The organism is Pseudomonas sp. MM213 (genome assembly GCF_020423045.1).
Taxonomy (GTDB): Bacteria; Pseudomonadota; Gammaproteobacteria; order Pseudomonadales; family Pseudomonadaceae; genus Aquipseudomonas; species Aquipseudomonas migulae.
The window spans coordinates 3138878-3156569 of the sequence record NZ_CP081943.1; the positions used below are offsets into that span (position 1 = coordinate 3138878).

13 protein-coding genes and 2 pseudogenes are annotated in these 17692 nt (G+C 60.8%); 13 read left to right on the top strand and 2 right to left on the bottom strand.

The window, feature by feature from the left end; genetic code table 11:
• Positions 1–4: 4 nt before the first annotated feature.
• The 8 genes and pseudogenes from K5R88_RS14280 to K5R88_RS14310 all read left to right on the top strand — a co-directional run bounded on the left by K5R88_RS14280 (position 5) and on the right by K5R88_RS14310 (position 9376).
• A complete protein-coding gene (locus tag K5R88_RS14280; protein WP_223416390.1) occupies positions 5–523 on the top strand; it encodes an RNA polymerase sigma factor in 519 nt (172 codons plus the stop codon).
• Between the two features lie 81 nt (positions 524–604).
• Positions 605–1570, top strand: coding sequence for a FecR family protein (locus tag K5R88_RS14285; protein ID WP_008038637.1), 966 nt, complete (start codon positions 605–607; stop codon positions 1568–1570).
• Between the two features lie 122 nt (positions 1571–1692).
• Positions 1693–4284, top strand: a complete 2592-nt coding sequence (locus K5R88_RS14290; RefSeq protein ID WP_223481613.1) for a TonB-dependent receptor — start codon at positions 1693–1695, stop codon at positions 4282–4284.
• Positions 4285–4398: 114 nt separating this feature from the next.
• Positions 4399–5007, top strand: coding sequence for a biliverdin-producing heme oxygenase (locus K5R88_RS14295; protein ID WP_226300156.1), 609 nt, complete (start codon positions 4399–4401; stop codon positions 5005–5007).
• A 119-nt stretch (positions 5008–5126) separates the two neighbouring features.
• Positions 5127–5519: a YbaN family protein gene (locus K5R88_RS14300; protein ID WP_008038644.1), complete on the top strand. Its 393-nt coding sequence runs from the start codon at positions 5127–5129 to the stop codon at positions 5517–5519.
• Positions 5520–5984: 465 nt separating this feature from the next.
• A pseudogene (locus K5R88_RS30960) lies at positions 5985–6953 on the top strand (PDC sensor domain-containing protein); the annotation flags it as partial.
• Positions 6954–7331: 378 nt separating this feature from the next.
• Positions 7332–7859 (top strand): annotated as a pseudogene (locus tag K5R88_RS30965) (methyl-accepting chemotaxis protein); the annotation flags it as partial.
• A 185-nt stretch (positions 7860–8044) separates the two neighbouring features.
• Positions 8045–9376, top strand: coding sequence for a CoA transferase (locus K5R88_RS14310; RefSeq protein WP_226300158.1), 1332 nt, complete (start codon positions 8045–8047; stop codon positions 9374–9376).
• Positions 9377–9501: 125 nt separating this feature from the next.
• Here the strand turns inward: K5R88_RS14310 and K5R88_RS14315 are convergent, their stop codons facing one another.
• Both K5R88_RS14315 and arcD (K5R88_RS14320) read right to left on the bottom strand, forming a co-directional pair.
• Entirely contained in the window at positions 9502–10365 is an 864-nt protein-coding gene (locus tag K5R88_RS14315; protein ID WP_223481861.1) for a DNA-3-methyladenine glycosylase family protein, read from the bottom strand.
• Positions 10362–11789 (bottom strand): arginine-ornithine antiporter, encoded by a 1428-nt coding sequence (arcD, locus tag K5R88_RS14320; protein WP_226300159.1) that lies wholly within the window; start codon positions 11787–11789, stop codon positions 10362–10364. Before arcD (K5R88_RS14320) ends, K5R88_RS14315 begins: the two co-directional genes overlap by 4 nt.
• Before the next feature lie 458 nt (positions 11790–12247).
• Between arcD (K5R88_RS14320) and arcD (K5R88_RS14325) the strand changes: the two genes are divergently transcribed.
• From arcD (K5R88_RS14325) to K5R88_RS14345, 5 genes are all read left to right on the top strand, one after another.
• Positions 12248–13675 carry an arginine-ornithine antiporter gene (arcD, locus tag K5R88_RS14325; protein ID WP_008038651.1) on the top strand — a complete coding sequence of 476 codons (1428 nt, stop codon included), beginning with the start codon at positions 12248–12250 and terminating at the stop codon, positions 13673–13675.
• Between the two features lie 35 nt (positions 13676–13710).
• The gene (gene arcA, locus K5R88_RS14330) at positions 13711–14967 is read left to right on the top strand and encodes an arginine deiminase (RefSeq protein WP_008027822.1); all 1257 of its coding nucleotides are present in this window, start codon (positions 13711–13713) and stop codon (positions 14965–14967) included.
• A 69-nt stretch (positions 14968–15036) separates the two neighbouring features.
• The gene (locus K5R88_RS14335; protein WP_008027820.1) at positions 15037–16047 is read left to right on the top strand and encodes an ornithine carbamoyltransferase; all 1011 of its coding nucleotides are present in this window, start codon (positions 15037–15039) and stop codon (positions 16045–16047) included.
• Between the two features lie 154 nt (positions 16048–16201).
• A complete protein-coding gene (arcC, locus tag K5R88_RS14340) occupies positions 16202–17131 on the top strand; it encodes a carbamate kinase (RefSeq protein ID WP_008027818.1) in 930 nt (309 codons plus the stop codon).
• Positions 17132–17143: 12 nt separating this feature from the next.
• Positions 17144–17506, top strand: coding sequence for a DUF5064 family protein (locus K5R88_RS14345; RefSeq protein WP_008027817.1), 363 nt, complete (start codon positions 17144–17146; stop codon positions 17504–17506).
• Positions 17507–17692: the final 186 nt, after the last annotated feature.

A 17692-nucleotide genomic window follows, 5' to 3' on the forward strand; every position in this document is an offset into this window, starting at 1 on the left:
TCCCGTGAGTCAATCGCGCTTCAATCACGTCTTCATCGCCCAGCGCGTCTCTCTGCTGCGCACGCTGGAGCGGATGGTCAACAATCACAGCACCGCCGAAGACCTCTTGCAGGAGACCTACCTGCGCGTGACCCGTGCGCTCAGCGAACGGGCCATCGACCACCTTGAACCCTTTGTTTTCCAGACCGCCCGCAACCTGGCGCTGGACCATTTGCGTGCGCGGCGCATTCAGTCACGGACGATGCTCGACGACGTGCCGATGGACGTGGTGGAAAGTATTGCCGCGCCGGCCAGCAGTGCCGAGGACGCCGCCCATGCCAAACAATTGCTGGAGCGTTTGAACGTGAGCCTCAGTGAACTCAGCGCCCGTCAGCAGCAGATTTTCATTCTCAGCCGCTTGCACGGGCACAGCTATCTGGAGATTTCCGAGACGCTCGGCGTGTCATTGAGCACGGTGCAAAAGGAGTTGAAGCTGATCATGGCTATCTGCATCGGTGTCGCCGAACGGTTAAACGGCGACTGAGCAAGCAAGGCTTTGCTACCCTTGCCCACTTTCAAGCTCCACTAAAAAACAGCCGTGCACAGACACTGCCGAGGAAACACCGTGACGGACACCCACCGCTCCCCTCCGCCCTCCCCGGCGCGGGACTCCGCAAGTGCGATGGACCAGGCCCTGGACTGGCTGATCGTGCTGGGCAGTCCGAGCGAAGAACAGTCTCGCCAGTTCCAGGCATGGCTGGACGCCGACCCTTTGCATGCGCAAGCGTTCGCCAAGGCCCAGGCTATCTGGGACGGCCCGCAAGTCGTGCAATGCGCGCAACATCTGGCCGCGCAACCACCCAAAGTCACCGTGTTGTCGCGCCTGCGCCCGCACTGGAAACCGTTGGCCACTGCTGCCGTGTTGATCCTCGGCCTGTTCAGTTTCAGCAACCTGCCCCTGCGTCTCCAGGCCGATCACCTGACGGTGGTCGGTGAGCGTCAGCGCCTGCAACTGGAGGACGGTTCGAAAGTCCTGCTCAATACCAATTCGGCGTTTTCCAGCACCATCAACGATCAGCAGCGCGTCGCCCGTCTTTATCAGGGCGAAGCGTTTTTCGAAGTGCCGGCCCATCGCGGCCAGCCGCTGGAAATCGACGCCGGACCGGTGAAGGCCAGCGTGCACGACACGGCATTTGCAGTGCGCTACCTCGATGGCGTGACGCAGGTTCAAGTGCAGCGTGGCGATGTCGACTTGCGGGCGACCCGCGACGACGCACGGATTCGCCTGTCTGCCGGCGAAAGCATCCGCATCGGCCCCAACGGTTTCGACCGGCCGGCCAGGCTCGACGCCGCGACTGACCTGGCCTGGGTCCAGGGCCGACTGGTGTTCGAGAACTGCCCGATGAGCCAGGTGCTGGCGGAACTGCGTCGCTACTATCCAGGCTGGATCATCAACAACAACGAGCAATTGGCCGACGTCGCCGTGACCGGCAATTACCGTCTCGACCAGCCGCTGGACGTGGTCCGCTCGCTGGCGCACATCACCTCGGCGCGGCTCCAGGAATATCCGGCGCTGGTGATCCTGAACTAAATGAGAATTATTTTTACTCGATAGCTGAAGCTCGTACGTCTCGTTATAGCCAATGCAATTGATTCGCATCTTCATATGCCAATCAGCACCTATAAAGATTCGTGCGACTCGGAGCGCTATCGATGTCCTCTCGCCTTACCCGCCACTCCTCTTCACCGTCCCGCGTGCTCTCGCTGTTGACCGCCGCCATCCTCATGGCTGGTAGCGCGCCGCTGATGGCCGCCACCGCCGCCGAGCAACCGACGCGCAACATGGGCGATTACGCGTTTGCGATCCCGCAACAGTCGCTGGTCTCGGCACTCAATGCCTTTACCGCGGTGACGGGCTGGCAGGTCGGCTTGCCGGCAGAACTTGGGCAAGGCGTGGCCTCGCCGGGTGTGCGCGGGTCCTTGTCGCCGGAGAAAGCCCTGGATCGCCTGTTGGTGGGGACCAACCTGAGCTATCGCAAACTGGGCAACAACAACATCGTCCTGGAAAAGCGCCCGAGCAGCGGCGCGCTCAATCTGCAACAGGTGACCATCAGCGCCACCCGCCAGGAACAAACCGTGGAAAGCGTGCCGGGCACCGTCACCGTTCACACCCGCGAAGAGCTGGACCGCAACAACGTCAACACCATCAAGAACCTCGTGCGTTACGAACCGGGCGTTTCGGTCGGTGGTGCGGGCCAGCGCGGCGGGATCAGCGGCTACAACATCCGCGGCATCGACGGCGACCGGATCCTGACCCAGGTCGACGGCGTCGAAGTGCCGAACGACTTCTTCAACGGCCCTTACGCCAAGACCCAGCGCAACTACGTCGACCCGGAGATCATCAAACGCGTCGAAATCCTCCGTGGGCCGGCCTCGGTGCTGTACGGCAGCAACGCCATCGGCGGCGCGGTCAGTTATTTCACCCTCGACCCGGACGACATCATCAAACCCGGCAAAGACGTCGGCGCCCGCCTGAAAACCGGCTACAGCTCCGCCGACGAGAGCTGGTTGAAGTCCGCGACTGTGGCTGGCCGCGCCGATCAGTTCGATGGCTTGCTGCATTACAGCCAGCGCGACGGTCATGAAACCGAATCCTACGGCAACAACAACGGCACCGGCCTGGCGCGCACTGCGGCCAACCCGGAGGACGTGCGTACCTACAACGTATTGGCCAAGATCGGCTGGAACTACAACGAAGATTCGCGCCTGGGCCTGACGTATGAAAAGTACAAGGACGACCGCGACACCGATCAGAAAAGTGCCTACGGCGGTCCGTTCGACAAAGGCCAGCCGGCGATTCCGGCCAGCGTCCTGCCGGGCGGCATGTACCAGTGGCGCACCGGTAACGACACCGTCACCCGCGAGCGTTTCGGCCTGGAACACAGCTTCGCCCTCGACAGTCTGCTGGCAGACAACGTCAAGTGGAGCCTGAACCATCAGGTCGCCAAGACCGACCAGAGTACCGAAGAGTTCTACTACCCGATCTCACGCAAAGTGCTGCGCACCCGCGAAACCCTTTATGAAGAAAAGCAGTGGGTGTTTGACGCGCAACTGGACAAGGCTTTCAGTCTTGCCGACACCGAGCACCTGCTGACCTACGGCACCACGATCAAGCAGCAGAAAGTCACCGGTTCGCGCAGCGGCAACGGCACCTGCCTCGCGGTCTTTGGCTCCTGCCGAACCCTCGGCGCCGTCAGCACCGCAGACGTGCTGAAAAAATCCAGCGACTTCCCCGATCCGACCGTCAACACCTACAGTTTGTTCGCCCAGGATCAGATCAGCTGGGACAAATGGACCTTCCTGCCGGGGCTGCGCTACGACTACACCGAGCTCAAGCCGCACATTACCCAGGAGTTCTTGAACACCGTGGCGGCCGATGGCCGCGGCACCGTCAGCAACGACTCCAAAACCTGGCATCGCGTGTCGCCGAAATTCGGCCTGACCTACGCCCTGACCGACCAGTACACCTGGTATGGCCAGTACGCCGAAGGTTTCCGCACACCGACCGCCAAGGCGTTGTACGGGCGCTTCGAGAACACCACCACCGGTTATCGCGTGGAGCCCAACCCGAACCTCGACCCGGAAACCAGCAAAGGTTTTGAAACCGGTCTGCGCGGTCAATTCGAATCGGGCTCCTTCGATGTGGCCGTGTTCTACAACAAGTACCGCGACTTCATCGAAGAGGATGCCATCTCCCCCGGTTACAACGAGCTGACCTTCCAGAGCGCCAACATCAAGCGCGCCACGATCAAGGGCGCAGAGGTCAAGGGACGTCTGAACCTCGACGTCTTCGGCGCGCCACAAGGTCTGTACACCCAGGGCTCGGTGGCCTACGCCTACGGTCGCAACAATGACAACGGCGAACCGATCAACAGCGTCAACCCGCTGACCGGCGTGTTCGGCCTCGGTTACGACCAGGACAACTACGGTGGTTTGCTCAGCTGGACGCTGGTGAAAAAGAAGGATCGTGTCGACGACACCAAATTCAAGTCGCCGGACGGCGTCAGCAGCCAGTTCAAATCGCCGGGCTTCGGCGTGCTGGACCTGACCGGTTTCTACAAAGTGACGGACGACGTGACCGTCAGCGCCGGGGTCTACAACCTGACCGACAAAAAGTACTGGCTGTGGGATGACGTGCGCGGTTACGACGGCGTCGGCGAGGCGTCGGTCCTCAGCCCGGCCAACCTTGATCGCCTGACTCAGCCGGGTCGCAACTTCGCGGTCAATCTGGTCTGGGACATCTGATCCTGCACGCTCACTGCGCGGCTTTTTATAGCGCCGCACAGTGAGGTTTTTTTACTGTCAGGCGTCTTCTTGTTCGTCTCGTTACCAAGCGCCTCTTTTCTTCAAGGATTTCTCATGACTAACCAGGACACTGCTCAACGCCCGGCTTTGCGCTCGCAACGCTTGAACCAGATCACCCATGAACCCCACACCAAACTCGATGCGCTGGTCAAAGCCCACGCGCCGTTCGAAACCCAGGCCAATTTCGCCCGTTTCGTGGTGGCGCAGTATCTGTTCCAGTCGGAGCTGGTGGCGCTGTACAACGATGCCGAACTGATCGCCATCGTTCCCGATCTGGCAGCGCGCTGCCGTGCCGAAGCGGCCAAGGCTGACCTGGCCGATCTGGACACCGAAGTGCCGGCGCCTGTCGCGGGCGCAGTGAACAACCCGAGCAAAGCCGAAGCGCTGGGTTGGTTGTTTGTGTCCGAAGGCTCGAAGCTCGGTGCAGCGTTCCTGATCAAACGGGCTGTCGGCCTGGGCCTGAGCGAGACCTTCGGCGCCCGTCACCTCGGCGAACCGGCCGGTGGCCGCGCCGAAGGCTGGAAAAGCTTCGTCAAGACGCTGGACGGTCTGGCACTCACCGAACAGGAAGAAGCCGAGCTGGATAAAGGCGCAATTAATGCGTTCAACCGCTTCACCGTGTTGCTGGAACACGCCTACGCCACCACTCCCGAACTCGCCTGATAACCCCGCCCTTGTAGGAGCGAGGCTTGCCCGCGAAGAACGATAACGCGGTCTATCTGAAAAACCGCGGCGCATTCTTCGCGGGCAAGCCTCGCTCCTACAGGTCATAAATCGATCTTATGACTCGCTCCTCCTCAAAACTCGCCCGTTTCCTGTTCGGTCTCTTGGCCTACATCAGCCTAGCCATCGGCCTGATCGCCATCGTCGTGCCTGGCCTGCCGACCACCGAGTTCGTCCTGCTCGCCGCCTGGGCCGCGACCAAGAGTTCGCCGCGCCTGAGTGCCTGGCTGGAAAACCATCGGCTGTTCGGTCCGATCCTCTGCAACTGGCGCAACGGTAAAATCGTTGCGCGTCGAGCCAAGGTCAGTGCCACCGTGAGCATGCTGCTGTGCGCCGGGTTGATGCTGGTCATGCTCGATCACGGTTGGCCGGTTTACCTCGCCATCGCCGGCATGAGCCTGGGCAATCTGTGGATCTGGTCACGACCGGAATCACTGCCGCAAACCACCTGACACACTCCGCGATTTATCCCCGTTTTAAAGCACTTTTCGGCACTTTTTCCCGCGCAAACGTTCAACCATGACCGTTCGTCGGGGTCACCTTCATGCATCCTCGCACCACGCCGATGCGCAGAGATTGGCGCTGAATGGATTTGGCGAACCGGGTCGGCCTCGACTCGCAGCCAACACTTCATCCCTTCGCGAGTTCGTCCTATGTTCGACTCTCTGTCCATCCGCCTGAAAATCGTTCTGCTCTCCGGTCTATGCCTGTTGGGCGTGGTCGTCCTGATCGTCAGCATGAACTTCTACCAGACCAACCAGAACGATGAGCTGGTCAGCGCCTCCAGCAGCAAAATGCTCACCGACAGCGTGCAAGACCTGCTTCAGGCCAAGGCCGCCGAGCAAGCTGTGCGGGTGCAGAAAACCTTTGGCGAAAGCCTGCTGGTGGTGACCGCCCTGGCGGACCAGATCAAGGACATGCGCACCCTGGCCGCCAAGCGCTCGCTCGAGGCCGGCGCCCTGCGTGAAGAGTTGAACCAGAGCCTGAAAACCGCCTTCGAGCGCAACAGCAAAGTGCTGGGGATCTGGCTGGCGTTCGAACCCAACGGTCTGGACGGCAAGGACAGCGAGTTCGCCAATGACGCGGCTCGCCAGTCCAACGAAGCCGGTCGTTTCGCCAGTTACTGGAGCCGCGCCGGTGGTACCGCGCTCAACACGATCATGGTCGAAGACGACATGACCAAAACCACCTTGAGCCTCAGCGGCACGCCTTACAACAGCTGGTACACCTGCCCTCGCGACAACAAGCGCACCTGCCTGCTGGACCCGTACGCCGACACCGTCGGCGGCAAGGAAATGCTGATGACCACCATTTCCGTACCGCTGCTGGTGGACGGCAAATCCATCGGCGTAGTCGGTGTGGACATCGCCCTCGACGCCCTTCAGGCAGCGGCTGTCGATTCCCAGCGTGATCTGTTCAACAGCGCCGGGCACATGCTGATTGTCTCTGGCAGCGGCGTGCTCGCCGCTTACAGTGTCGATGCGAGCAAGGTCGGTAAAAGCATCGGTGAGACCCTGGGCGCAGAAGGCAAGGATGTCCTGCAATTGCTCAGCGGCGGCGCACCGAAAATCCTCGAACAAGGTGATTTGATTCGTGCGGTGTACCCGGTCAGCCCGATCAGCGATTCCAATGCCTGGGGCGTGGTGATCGACCTGCCCAAGCAAGTGCTGCTGGCCGATTCGGTGAAGCTGCAAACGGTGCTCGATGATGCCCAGCAAAGCGGCACGATCAAAGCCGTGCTGGTGGCGGTCGCTGCCGGCCTCGTCGGCCTGCTGCTGATCTGGCTCACCGCGTCGGGCGTGACCCGGCCGATCAACAGCGTCGCCGAGATGCTCAAGGCCATTGCCAGCGGCGACGGCGACCTGACCCAGCGCCTGCATTACAGCAAGCAGGACGAACTGGGCGAACTGGTGAGTTGGTTCAACCGCTTCCTCGACAAGCTGCAACCGACCATCGCGCAGATCAAACAGAGCATCACCGATGCCCGTGGCACCGCCGACCAGTCTTCAGAAATCGCCCGCCAGACCAGCGAAGGCATGCAGGTGCAGTTCCGCGAAATCGACCAGGTCGCCACCGCGTCCAACGAAATGAGCGCCACGGCCCATGACGTCGCCAACAGTGCGTCGAACGCGGCAAACGCGGCCAAGGGCGCTGACCAGTCGGCTCGCGATGGCATGTCGATCATCGAACGCAGCACCCGCGACATCAATCAACTGGCCGACGAAGTCAGCAAGGCGGTGACCGAAGTCGAAGCGCTGGCGGTCAACAGCGAGCAGATCGGTTCGGTGCTGGAAGTCATTCGCAGCATCGCCGAGCAGACCAACCTGCTGGCGCTCAACGCCGCCATCGAAGCCGCCCGTGCCGGCGAGAGCGGTCGCGGTTTTGCGGTGGTGGCCGATGAAGTGCGCAACCTGGCCAAACGCACGCAGGATTCGGTGGAAGAGATCCGCATCGTCATAGAACGCATCCAGACCGGCACCCGCGGCGTAGTCGCTACCATGCATTCGAGCCAGACCCAGGCGCACAGCAACGCCGGGCAGATTCAACAAGCGGTGCAAGCCTTGAGCAAAATCAGCGACGCGGTCACGGTGATCAGCGACATGAACCTGCAAATCGCCAGCGCCGCCGAACAACAAAGCGCCGTGGCCGAAGAGGTCAACCGCAACGTCTCGGCGATCCGCACCGTCACCGAAACCCTGACCGGCCAGGCCACCGAATCGGCGCAGATCAGCAGCCAACTCAACTCCCTGACCACCCACCAGATGAAATTGATGGATCAGTTCCGCGTGTAAAGCCACACCGCAAATCCCTGTAGGAGCGAGCGATGCGGCGATCCGACTTGCCCGCGAATGTGTCGACGCGGTGTGTCAGGCAGACCGCGTTATCGTTCTTCGCGGGCAAGCCTCGCTCCTACAGGTTTCACCCGCATCATCAGCTGTTTGATCTATGCTCGGCCTCTCGTTCCGGAGGGCCTTCGATGACTGATTTACTCACGTCCATTCAAGCCGCACTCGGCTTGCCCCACACCCCGATGCCGTTCACTTCGAAGGGCGCCCTGCCCTCGGCGTTCGCCGTCACTGACCTGGCGAGCGCCAGCATTGCCGCTGCCGGCCAGGCGGTCAGCGAGTTACTGCACCAGCACACCGGTCGTTTGCCCAACCTTGAAGTCGACCGTCGCCTCGCCTCTTTCTGGTTCGCGACGTCGATCCGTCCCGTCGGCTGGAGCGTTCCTCCACTCTGGGACCCGGTGGCCGGAGACTACCCGACCAGCGACGGCTGGATCCGCCTGCACACCAACGCGCCTCATCACCGTGCGGCGGCCGAAAAAGTGCTCGGCGCCTGTGCCGATCGCGCCGCCGTGGCGAGCAAGGTTGCGCAATGGGCGAAAACCGATCTGGAACACGCCGTGGTCGAGGCCGGTGGCTGTGCCGCCGAAATGCGCAGTTGGGCGCAATGGCAGGCGCATCCCCAGGGTCAGGCGGTGAATTCTGAACCACTGATTCAGTTCAGCGCCGGCAACCCTGAACTGCCGCCATCGTGGCAAGGATCGGTGGCGCGACCGCTGGCCGGGATCAAGGTGCTGGATTTGACCCGCGTGCTTGCCGGCCCGGTCGCCAGTCGCTTTCTTGCCGGCCTCGGCGCCGACGTTTTGCGCATCGACCCACCGACCTGGAACGAGCCCGGCGTGGTGCCGGAAGTCACCTTGGGCAAACGCTGCGCACGCCTGGACTTGCATGACCCGGCAGATCGCATCCTGTTCGAAAGCCTGCTCAAGGACGCCGACATTCTGCTCCACGGCTACCGCGCCGATGCGCTGGAACGGCTGGGTTACGGCGTCGCCGAACGACAGGCACTCGCGCCCGGCCTGATCGACGTTTGCCTGAACGCCTACGGCTGGAGCGGACCATGGCAGAACCGCCGCGGCTTCGACAGCCTGGTGCAGATGAGCAGCGGGATTGCCGAAGCGGGGATGCAATGGAAGAAGGCGGACAAGCCGACGCCGTTGCCGGTTCAGGCGCTGGATCATGCCACCGGGTATTTGATGGCGGCTGCGGCGATCACGTTGTTGGGACGGGGTGGGTCGGCACGGTTGTCGCTGGCGCGGACGGCGAAGTTGTTGATTGAACAGGGTGCGGGGACGAGTGAGCTGCTGCGGGCAGAGGATGAAAACGACCAGGACTTGCTGGTTGAACAGACGCCCTGGGGGCCGGCGCATCGGCTTCATGTGCCATTGAAGATCACCGGGACGCCGTTGCAGTGGGCGATACCGGCCTCCGAATTGGGTTCACATCGCGCGCAGTGGTGGTGATCTTGAAATAGCTTCGCTGGCAAGCCAGCTCCTACAGGGGATCAGCGTCGATCACAAAACCTGTGGGAGCGAGACCGGCTTGCCGGCGATAGCGGTCGAACAGTCACTAAAAATCCCGGATCAGCTCAGTCCGCCCGACTCAGTGATGTCCACAAAAGCTGCGCCGCATACCCTCTACAAGGTCGCCAACCCTCGGCCCGCGCCAACAACTCCCGAGCCGTCACCCGCTCCCCCTCAAGCGCCGACAACGCATTGATCAACCCCACATCCCCATTCGGAAACGCATCCATCTCGCGCAATTGTCGCAAGGCAATGTACTGCGCCGTCCAGTCGCCAATCCCGTGCAACGCCAGCAACCGAGCCACACCACCCTCACGCCCCGGTTCAAACAACAACGGATCATCAAGCAACGCCTGGGCCACACCCGACAACGTCCGGCCCCGGCTTTTCGGCATGCCCAGCGCCGCCAGATCCGCCTGCGCCAATACGCCAGCCGCCGGGAACACCTGCGTGATACCGGGCAAAACCGACGCCAAAGGCGGCCCATATTGCACCACCAGTTTCCCCGCCAACCTGATCGCCGCAACCACGCTGATCTGCTGCCCCAACACCGCACGAATCGCCAGTTCCAGACCGTCCCACGTCCCCGGAACCCGCAATCCCGGCCGCTCGGCAATCAGCCGCGCCATCAACGGGTCAGCCTTCAGCGACCGATGAATCGCCGCTAAATCCGCATCCAGATCAAACATCCGTCGCAACCGCGCAACGATCTCCGGCACCGCCGCCGGGTCAGGAAAATCCAGCGTCACTTCCAGCGCATCGCCCGCCACCGGCCTTATCGAAAACGTGCCGTGAGCGCCGTCCAGGCCGATGCTGCGCGAATACACGCCATCCACCACCGTTTCCATACCCGCCACGGCCCGCGCCGACAAGAAGCCCAGCATCGCCGGCCAGTCATAGGGCGGCTGATAGGCCAGCCGCAACCTCACAACGACAGAAATCCGCTGTACAAACCGTACGCCGCCAACCCGGCGCCGCTGATGACCGCGGTAAATATCCCTTTCTCGATCGCTGTAAACAGCGGCTCACCCTGCTCACGTTTGGCCTTGGCGAACAGAATCACCCCCGGCGCATACAACAACGCCGACAGCAGCAAATACTTGACCCCACCGGCGTACAACAGCCACACCGCATAACTCAGCGCGATGCCGCCGATCAGCAAGTCCTTGGTGCGTTCCGCCGACGCGTGCTCGTACGTTTCGCCGCGCCCGCTCAGCAACACCGCATACGCTGCCGACCACAGATACGGCACCAGAATCATCGACGACGCGAGGTAGATCAGGCTGGTGTAAGTCCCAGAGGAAAACAGTGTGATCAGCAGGAAAAGCTGGATCATCACGTTGGTCAGCCACAGCGCATTGACCGGCACATGGTTGGCGTTTTCCTTTTTCAGGAAGGCCGGCATGGTCTTGTCCTTGGCCGTGGCAAAGAGGATTTCGGCGCAAAGCAGCGCCCAGGAGAGCAACGCGCCGAGCAGCGAAATCGCCAGGCCAATGCTGATCAACAACGCGCCCCAGGGCCCGACGATGTGTTCCAGCACCGCCGCCAGTGACGGGTTCTGCAGGTTGGCCAGTTCCGGCTGGCTCATGATCCCCAGCGACAACACATTCACCAGCACCAACAGCGCCAGCACGCCAATAAAACCGATGACCGTCGCCCGGCCGACATCCGAACGTTTTTCCGCCCGCGCCGAATACACACTGGCGCCCTCGATGCCGATGAACACAAACACGGTGACCAGCATCATGTTGCGCACCTGATCCATCACGCCGCCGAAATTCGGGTTGCTGCGGCCCCAGATGTCACGGGTAAAGATGTCAGCCTTGAACGCCACGGCGGCGATGACGATGAACATGATCAGCGGCACGATCTTGGCCACGGTGGTCAACTGATTGATGAACGTCGCCTCCTTGATCCCGCGCAGCACCAGAAAATGCACGGCCCACAGCAGGACCGAGGCGCAACCGATGGCGATGGGCGTGTTGCCCTGGCCAAACACCGGAAAGAAGTAACCGAGGGTGCTGAACAGCAGAACGAAGTAACCGACGTTGCCCAGCCAGGCGCTGATCCAGTACCCCCACGCGGACGAGAACCCCATGTAGTCGCCGAACCCTGCCTTCGCGTAGGCGTACACCCCGGAATCCAGCTCGGGTTTGCGATTGGCCAGCGTCTGGAACACAAAGGCCAGCGTCAGCATTCCGACGGCGGTGATGGCCCAACCGATCAATATCGCGCCGGCATCGGCACGGGCGGCCATGTTCTGCGGCAAGGAAAAGATCCCGCCGCCAATCATCGATCCAACCACCAGCGCGATCAGTGCGCTCAGGCGAAGTTTTTGCGTCGGTTGCGACATGCCTGCGTCTCCATTTTTCCCGATGTGACCGGGGAATGACCACGGCCGGGAAACCGTCACATGGTTGGTTTTAACTAAATAGGTACAGCGTAATAACGTTTATTAGAAAACGCCAAGTCATGTCCGTTATTTATAGCGGATGATTCTATTAGCGTCTTGGCAAAGAGCGAATTTGTGGGTCAATCTTAATTAATCGATTCCATACCTGAAACCGGCGTCAAAAATTTGCGGAACGCAGAAAACGAACTAGCGTAAAAGTTCCAAGCAATTGGAGTTATTCCTTTTGTATGAGTCGAGGCCTCTGGACCGGGCTTTTCCGGAAATACCGTTATGCCCGGAAAAGGTTCATAAGTCTTTCATTAACAATGGAATGTAGCCATGCACTGATCTAAGTCAGCTGACTGAATTGCTAACAGAACTACTCTGTTGTCTCTCTTCTCCTGCATTGGAGTCATGCAATGTCTGAATCCCCCGGAAAACTGAAACTCGGTGCACTTGTTGCGTTGGTTGTCGGCTCTATGATCGGTGGCGGGATCTTTTCTTTGCCCCAGAACATGGCCGCCAGTGCCGACGTCGGCGCGGTGCTGATCGGTTGGGCCATCACTGCCGTAGGCATGCTGACACTCGCCTTCGTGTTCCAGACACTCGCCAATCGCAAACCTGACTTGGACGGCGGGGTCTACGCCTACGCCAAGGCCGGATTCGGCGACTACATGGGTTTCTCCTCCGCGTGGGGTTACTGGATCAGTGCCTGGCTCGGTAACGTCGGTTACTTCGTCCTGCTGTTCAGCACCCTCGGCTACTTCTTCCCGATCTTCGGCGAAGGCAACACCGTTGCCGCTGTGATTGGTGCGTCGCTGCTGCTCTGGGGCGTGCACTTCCTCGTGCTGCGCGGGATCAAGGAAGCGGCGTTCATCAACCTGGTGACCACCGTCGCCAAGGTCGTGCCGCTGCTGCTGTTTGTGCTGATCGCGATCTTCGCCTTCAAGCTCGACATCTTCACCGCTGACATCTGGGGCGTGAAAAACCCCGACCTGGGCAGCGTGATGAACCAGGTGCGCAAAATGATGCTGGTCACCGTCTGGGTGTTCATCGGCATCGAAGGCGCGAGCATCTTCTCGGCGCGGGCGGAAAAGCGCAGCGACGTCGGTAAAGCCACCGTGATCGGCTTCATCACCGTGCTGTTGTTCCTGGTGCTGGTGAACGTGCTGTCGCTGGGCATCATGACCCAACCGGAACTGGCAAAACTGCAGAACCCGTCGATGGCCGCGGTGCTGGAGCACGTGGTCGGTCACTGGGGCGCGGTGCTGATCAGCGTCGGCCTGATCATTTCCCTGCTCGGTGCGTTGCTGTCATGGGTGCTGTTGTGTGCGGAGATCATGTTCGCCGCCGCCAAGGACCACACCATGCCGGAATTCCTGCGCAAGGAGAACGCCAACCATGTGCCGGTCAATGCCTTGTGGCTGACCAACGCGATGGTGCAGCTGTTCCTGATCATCACGTTGTTTTCCGCCAGTACTTACCTGTCGCTGATCTACCTCGCCACTTCAATGATTCTGGTGCCGTATCTGTGGTCCGCGGCTTATGCACTGCTGCTGGCGGTGCGCGGCGAGAGTTATGAAAACGACTCGGGCGAACGCTCGAAGGATTTGCTCATCGGTGCCATCGCGGTGATCTACGCGGTCTGGCTGGTCTACGCAGGGGGCACCAAATACTTGCTGTTGTCTGCCCTGCTCTATGCGCCCGGGGTCATCCTGTTCGCCAAGGCCAAGCGAGAACTCGGCAAACCGATTTTCACCAACGTCGAGAAGCTGATTTTTGCAGCCGTCATCGTGGGCGCCCTGGTGGCAGCTTACGGGCTGTATGACGGCTTCCTGACTCTGTAATACCCGATTGTTTTGTCATCTGGAGGATCACTGTAATGACCACGGAAAAAGTTAAGTACGGCGTACATTCCGAAGCCGGCAAACTGCGCAAAGTCATGGTTTGCTCCCCCGGCCTGGCCCACCAGCGGCTGACCCCGAACAACTGCGACGAACTGCTTTTCGATGATGTGCTGTGGGTCGCCCAGGCCAAGCGTGACCATTTCGATTTCGTCACCAAGATGCGTGAACGCGGGGTCGACGTGCTGGAAATGCACAACCTGCTGACCGACATCGTCGCGATTCCTGAAGCCCTCGACTGGATTCTGGAACGCAAGGTCACCGCCAATTCGGTCGGTTTGGGGTTGATCGATGAAACGAAGTCATGGCTGCGCAGCCTGGAGCCGCGCAAGATCGCTGAATTCCTGATCGGCGGCGTCTCCGCCGATGACCTGCCGGACAGTTTCGGCGGCAAGACCATCCAGATGTTCCGCGATTTCCTCGGCCACTCCAGCTTCATTCTGCCGCCGCTGCCCAACACCCAGTTCACCCGCGACACCACGTGCTGGATCTACGGCGGCGTGACGCTGAACCCGATGTACTGGCCGGCGCGCCGTCAGGAAACCTTGCTGACCACCGCCATCTACAAATTCCACCCGCAGTTCACCAACGCCGACTTCGAAATCTGGTACGGCGATCCGGACCAGGAACACGGCAGTTCCACCCTTGAAGGCGGCGACGTCATGCCGATCGGCAACGGCGTGGTGTTGATCGGCATGGGCGAACGCTCATCCCGTCAGGCCATCGGCTTGTTGGCCCTGAACCTGTTCAAGAACAAGGCCGTGGAAAAAGTCATCGTCGCCGGCCTGCCGAAGTCCCGTGCGGCCATGCACCTGGACACCGTGTTCAGCTTCTGCGACCGCGACCTGGTGACGATTTTCCCGGAAGTGGTGAACCAGATCGTCGGCTTCACCCTGCGTCCGGATGAAGGCAAACAAGGGGGCATCGACATCCGTCGCGAAGAAGGCAACTTCCTCGACGTGGTGGCCAAGGCATTGAACCTCAAAGCGTTGCGCGTGGTGGAAACCGGCGGCAACAGCTTCGCCGCCGAACGCGAGCAGTGGGACGACGGCAACAACGTGGTGGCCGTGGAACCCGGCGTGGTCATTGGTTATGACCGCAACACCTACACCAACACCCTGCTGCGCAAGGCCGGTGTGGAAGTCATCACCATCAGCGCCGGTGAACTGGGGCGCGGCCGTGGCGGCGGCCACTGCATGACCTGCCCGATCATCCGCGACCCTATCGACTACTAAACGACCATCCCCCCGGCCGCACTGACCCGGTAGCGGCCGGGCCGATTACCGAACTCAAGGAGAATCATCATGGCGTTCAACATCCACAACCGTAACCTGCTCAGCCTGGAGCACCACACGCCCCGTGAGCTGCGTTACCTGCTCGACCTGTCCCGTGACCTCAAACGCGCGAAGTACACCGGCACCGAGCAACAACACCTCAAAGGCAACAACATCGCGCTGATCTTCGAAAAAACCTCGACCCGCACCCGTTGCGCCTTCGAAGTCGCGGCCTATGATCAGGGCGCCAACGTCACCTACATCGACCCGAATTCCTCGCAAATCGGCCACAAGGAAAGCATGAAGGACACCGCCCGAGTACTGGGGCGCATGTACGACGCTATCGAATACCGTGGCTTCAAGCAGGAAATCGTCGAGGAACTGGCCAAGTTCGCCGGCGTGCCGGTGTTCAACGGGCTGACCGACGAGTACCACCCGACGCAAATGATCGCCGACGTGCTGACCATGCGTGAACACGCGGACAAGCCGATCCACGAAATCAGCTACGCCTACCTGGGCGACGCGCGCAACAACATGGGCAACTCGCTGCTGCTGATCGGCGCCAAGCTGGGCATGGACGTGCGCATCTGCGCGCCAAAAGCCCTGTGGCCCCTTGATGATCTGGTCTCGCGCTGCAAGAAATACGCGGAAGAAAGCGGCGCCCGCATCACCTTGACCGAAGACCCGAAAGCGGCGGTCAAGGGCGTGGACTTCATCCACACCGACGTTTGGGTGTCGATGGGCGAGCCGGTCGAAGCCTGGGCTGAACGCATCCAGCAACTGTTGCCCTACCAGGTCAACGCGGAACTGATGAAAGCCACCGGCAACCCGCGCACCAAGTTCATGCACTGTCTGCCGGCGTTCCATAACAGCGACACCAAGGTCGGCAAACAGATTGCCGAGCAGTATCCGCACCTGTCCAACGGCATCGAGGTCACCGATGACGTGTTCGAGTCGCCAGCGTGCATCGCCTTCGAGCAAGCGGAAAACCGCATGCACACGATCAAGGCGATCCTGGTGTCGACCCTGGCTGACCTGTAACGGCTGACCCGGCCTCCTGTAGGAGCCGGCTTGCTGGCGATGGCATCACCGCGGTGCATCTGACAGACCGAGCAGATGCCATCGCCAGCAAGCCGGCTCCTACAAGGGTCCGCTCCGGGTCGCTCGCCATTTCTTTGTTTAGAAGGACTGAATCATGCGTATCGTCGTTGCTCTGGGCGGTAACGCCCTGCTCCGCCGTGGTGAACCCATGACCGCGGACAACCAACGCGCCAACATCCGGATCGCCACCGAACAGATCGCCAAGATCCATGCCGGCAACGAACTGGTCATCGCCCACGGCAACGGCCCGCAGGTCGGCCTGCTGTCGTTGCAGGCGGCGGCCTACACCTCGGTGTCGCCTTACCCGCTGGACGTGCTCGGCGCCGAAACCGAAGGCATGATCGGCTACATCATCGAACAGGAACTGGGCAACCTGCTGGACTTCGAAGTGCCCTTCGCCACGCTCCTGACCCAGGTCGAAGTCGACGCCAACGACCCGGCCTTCCAGAACCCGACCAAACCCATCGGCCCGGTGTATGCCAAGGCCGAAGCAGAAAAACTCGCCGCCGAAAAAGGCTGGGCGATTGCCCCGGACGGCGACAAATTCCGCCGCGTGGTGGCCAGCCCGAGACCGAAACGCATCTTCGAAATCCGCCCCATCAAGTGGCTGCTGGAAAAAGGCAGCATCGTGATTTGCGCCGGCGGTGGCGGCATTCCGACCATGTACGGCGCCCACGGCAAGCTGCAAGGCGTGGAAGCGGTGATCGACAAAGACCTGTGCTCGGCGTTGCTGGCCGAACAGCTGGACAGCGATTTGCTGGTGATTGCCACCGACGTCAGCGCGGCCTTCATCGACTACGGTAAACCCACGCAAAAGGCCATCGGCCAGGCGCACCCGGACGAAATGGAAAAACTCGGCTTCGCCGCCGGCTCCATGGGACCCAAGGTTCAGGCAGCCTGCGAGTTCGCGCGCCATACTGGAAAAGTCGCGGTGATCGGTTCACTCTCGGACATCGAGGCGATCGTCCAGGGCACGGCCGGCACCCGCATCAGCACGGCAAAACCTGGCATTACTTATTTATAAGGAGAACCGTCAATGGCACAGTTCGAGCCCGGTCACCTGCACATTGAGCGCCATGCACTGACACCGGACGATGTCAGCTACAACGTGCACCTCGACTATGAAGTCAGCAAGAATCCCAAGGGGGAGAAAGGGATTCAGTTCACCCTGCATGGCAGTATTCAAGGAAAGGACGTGAAGGAGCCCTTCTTTCTGCGTAAGGAGGAAGCCTACAACTTCGCCAACAACGTAACGAAAATCGCCGAGAAGTACGGGATTCCGAAGACCCACAGCCAGATCGGCTCGGTCCACAAGCATTACGATCTGATGTTCGAAGACATCAGGAAGCAGTTGGATATGAAATCCGGCGACCCGGTGAACATCGAACACTTCGAATAACCCCTCACAAAACCTGTAGGAGCCGGCTTGCTGGCGATGGCATCACCTCGGTGTATCTGACAGACCGCAGAGATGCCATCGCCAGCAAGCCGGCTCCTACAGGTGGCGTGCGCATCAGCGGATTTCACCTGAACCCCTCCTCCAAGGCATACTTGCCACCCTCCGCACGTCAGATAAAAAAACCGC

What these genes read in the sequence shown, in the direction of transcription:
- K5R88_RS14295 (WP_226300156.1), top strand. Translation starts at nt 4,399, where the DNA reads ATGACTAACCAGGACACTGCTCAACGCCCGGCTTTGCGCTCGCAACGC.
- K5R88_RS14345 (WP_008027817.1), top strand. Translation starts at nt 17,144, where the DNA reads ATGGCACAGTTCGAGCCCGGTCACCTGCACATTGAGCGCCATGCACTG.
- arcC (WP_008027818.1), top strand. Translation starts at nt 16,202, where the DNA reads ATGCGTATCGTCGTTGCTCTGGGCGGTAACGCCCTGCTCCGCCGTGGT.
- K5R88_RS14335 (WP_008027820.1), top strand. Translation starts at nt 15,037, where the DNA reads ATGGCGTTCAACATCCACAACCGTAACCTGCTCAGCCTGGAGCACCAC.
- arcD (WP_008038651.1), top strand. Translation starts at nt 12,248, where the DNA reads ATGTCTGAATCCCCCGGAAAACTGAAACTCGGTGCACTTGTTGCGTTG.
- arcD (WP_226300159.1), bottom strand. Translation starts at nt 11,789, where the DNA reads ATGTCGCAACCGACGCAAAAACTTCGCCTGAGCGCACTGATCGCGCTG.
- arcA (WP_008027822.1), top strand. Translation starts at nt 13,711, where the DNA reads ATGACCACGGAAAAAGTTAAGTACGGCGTACATTCCGAAGCCGGCAAA.
- K5R88_RS14290 (WP_223481613.1), top strand. Translation starts at nt 1,693, where the DNA reads ATGTCCTCTCGCCTTACCCGCCACTCCTCTTCACCGTCCCGCGTGCTC.
- K5R88_RS14310 (WP_226300158.1), top strand. Translation starts at nt 8,045, where the DNA reads ATGACTGATTTACTCACGTCCATTCAAGCCGCACTCGGCTTGCCCCAC.
- K5R88_RS14300 (WP_008038644.1), top strand. Translation starts at nt 5,127, where the DNA reads ATGACTCGCTCCTCCTCAAAACTCGCCCGTTTCCTGTTCGGTCTCTTG.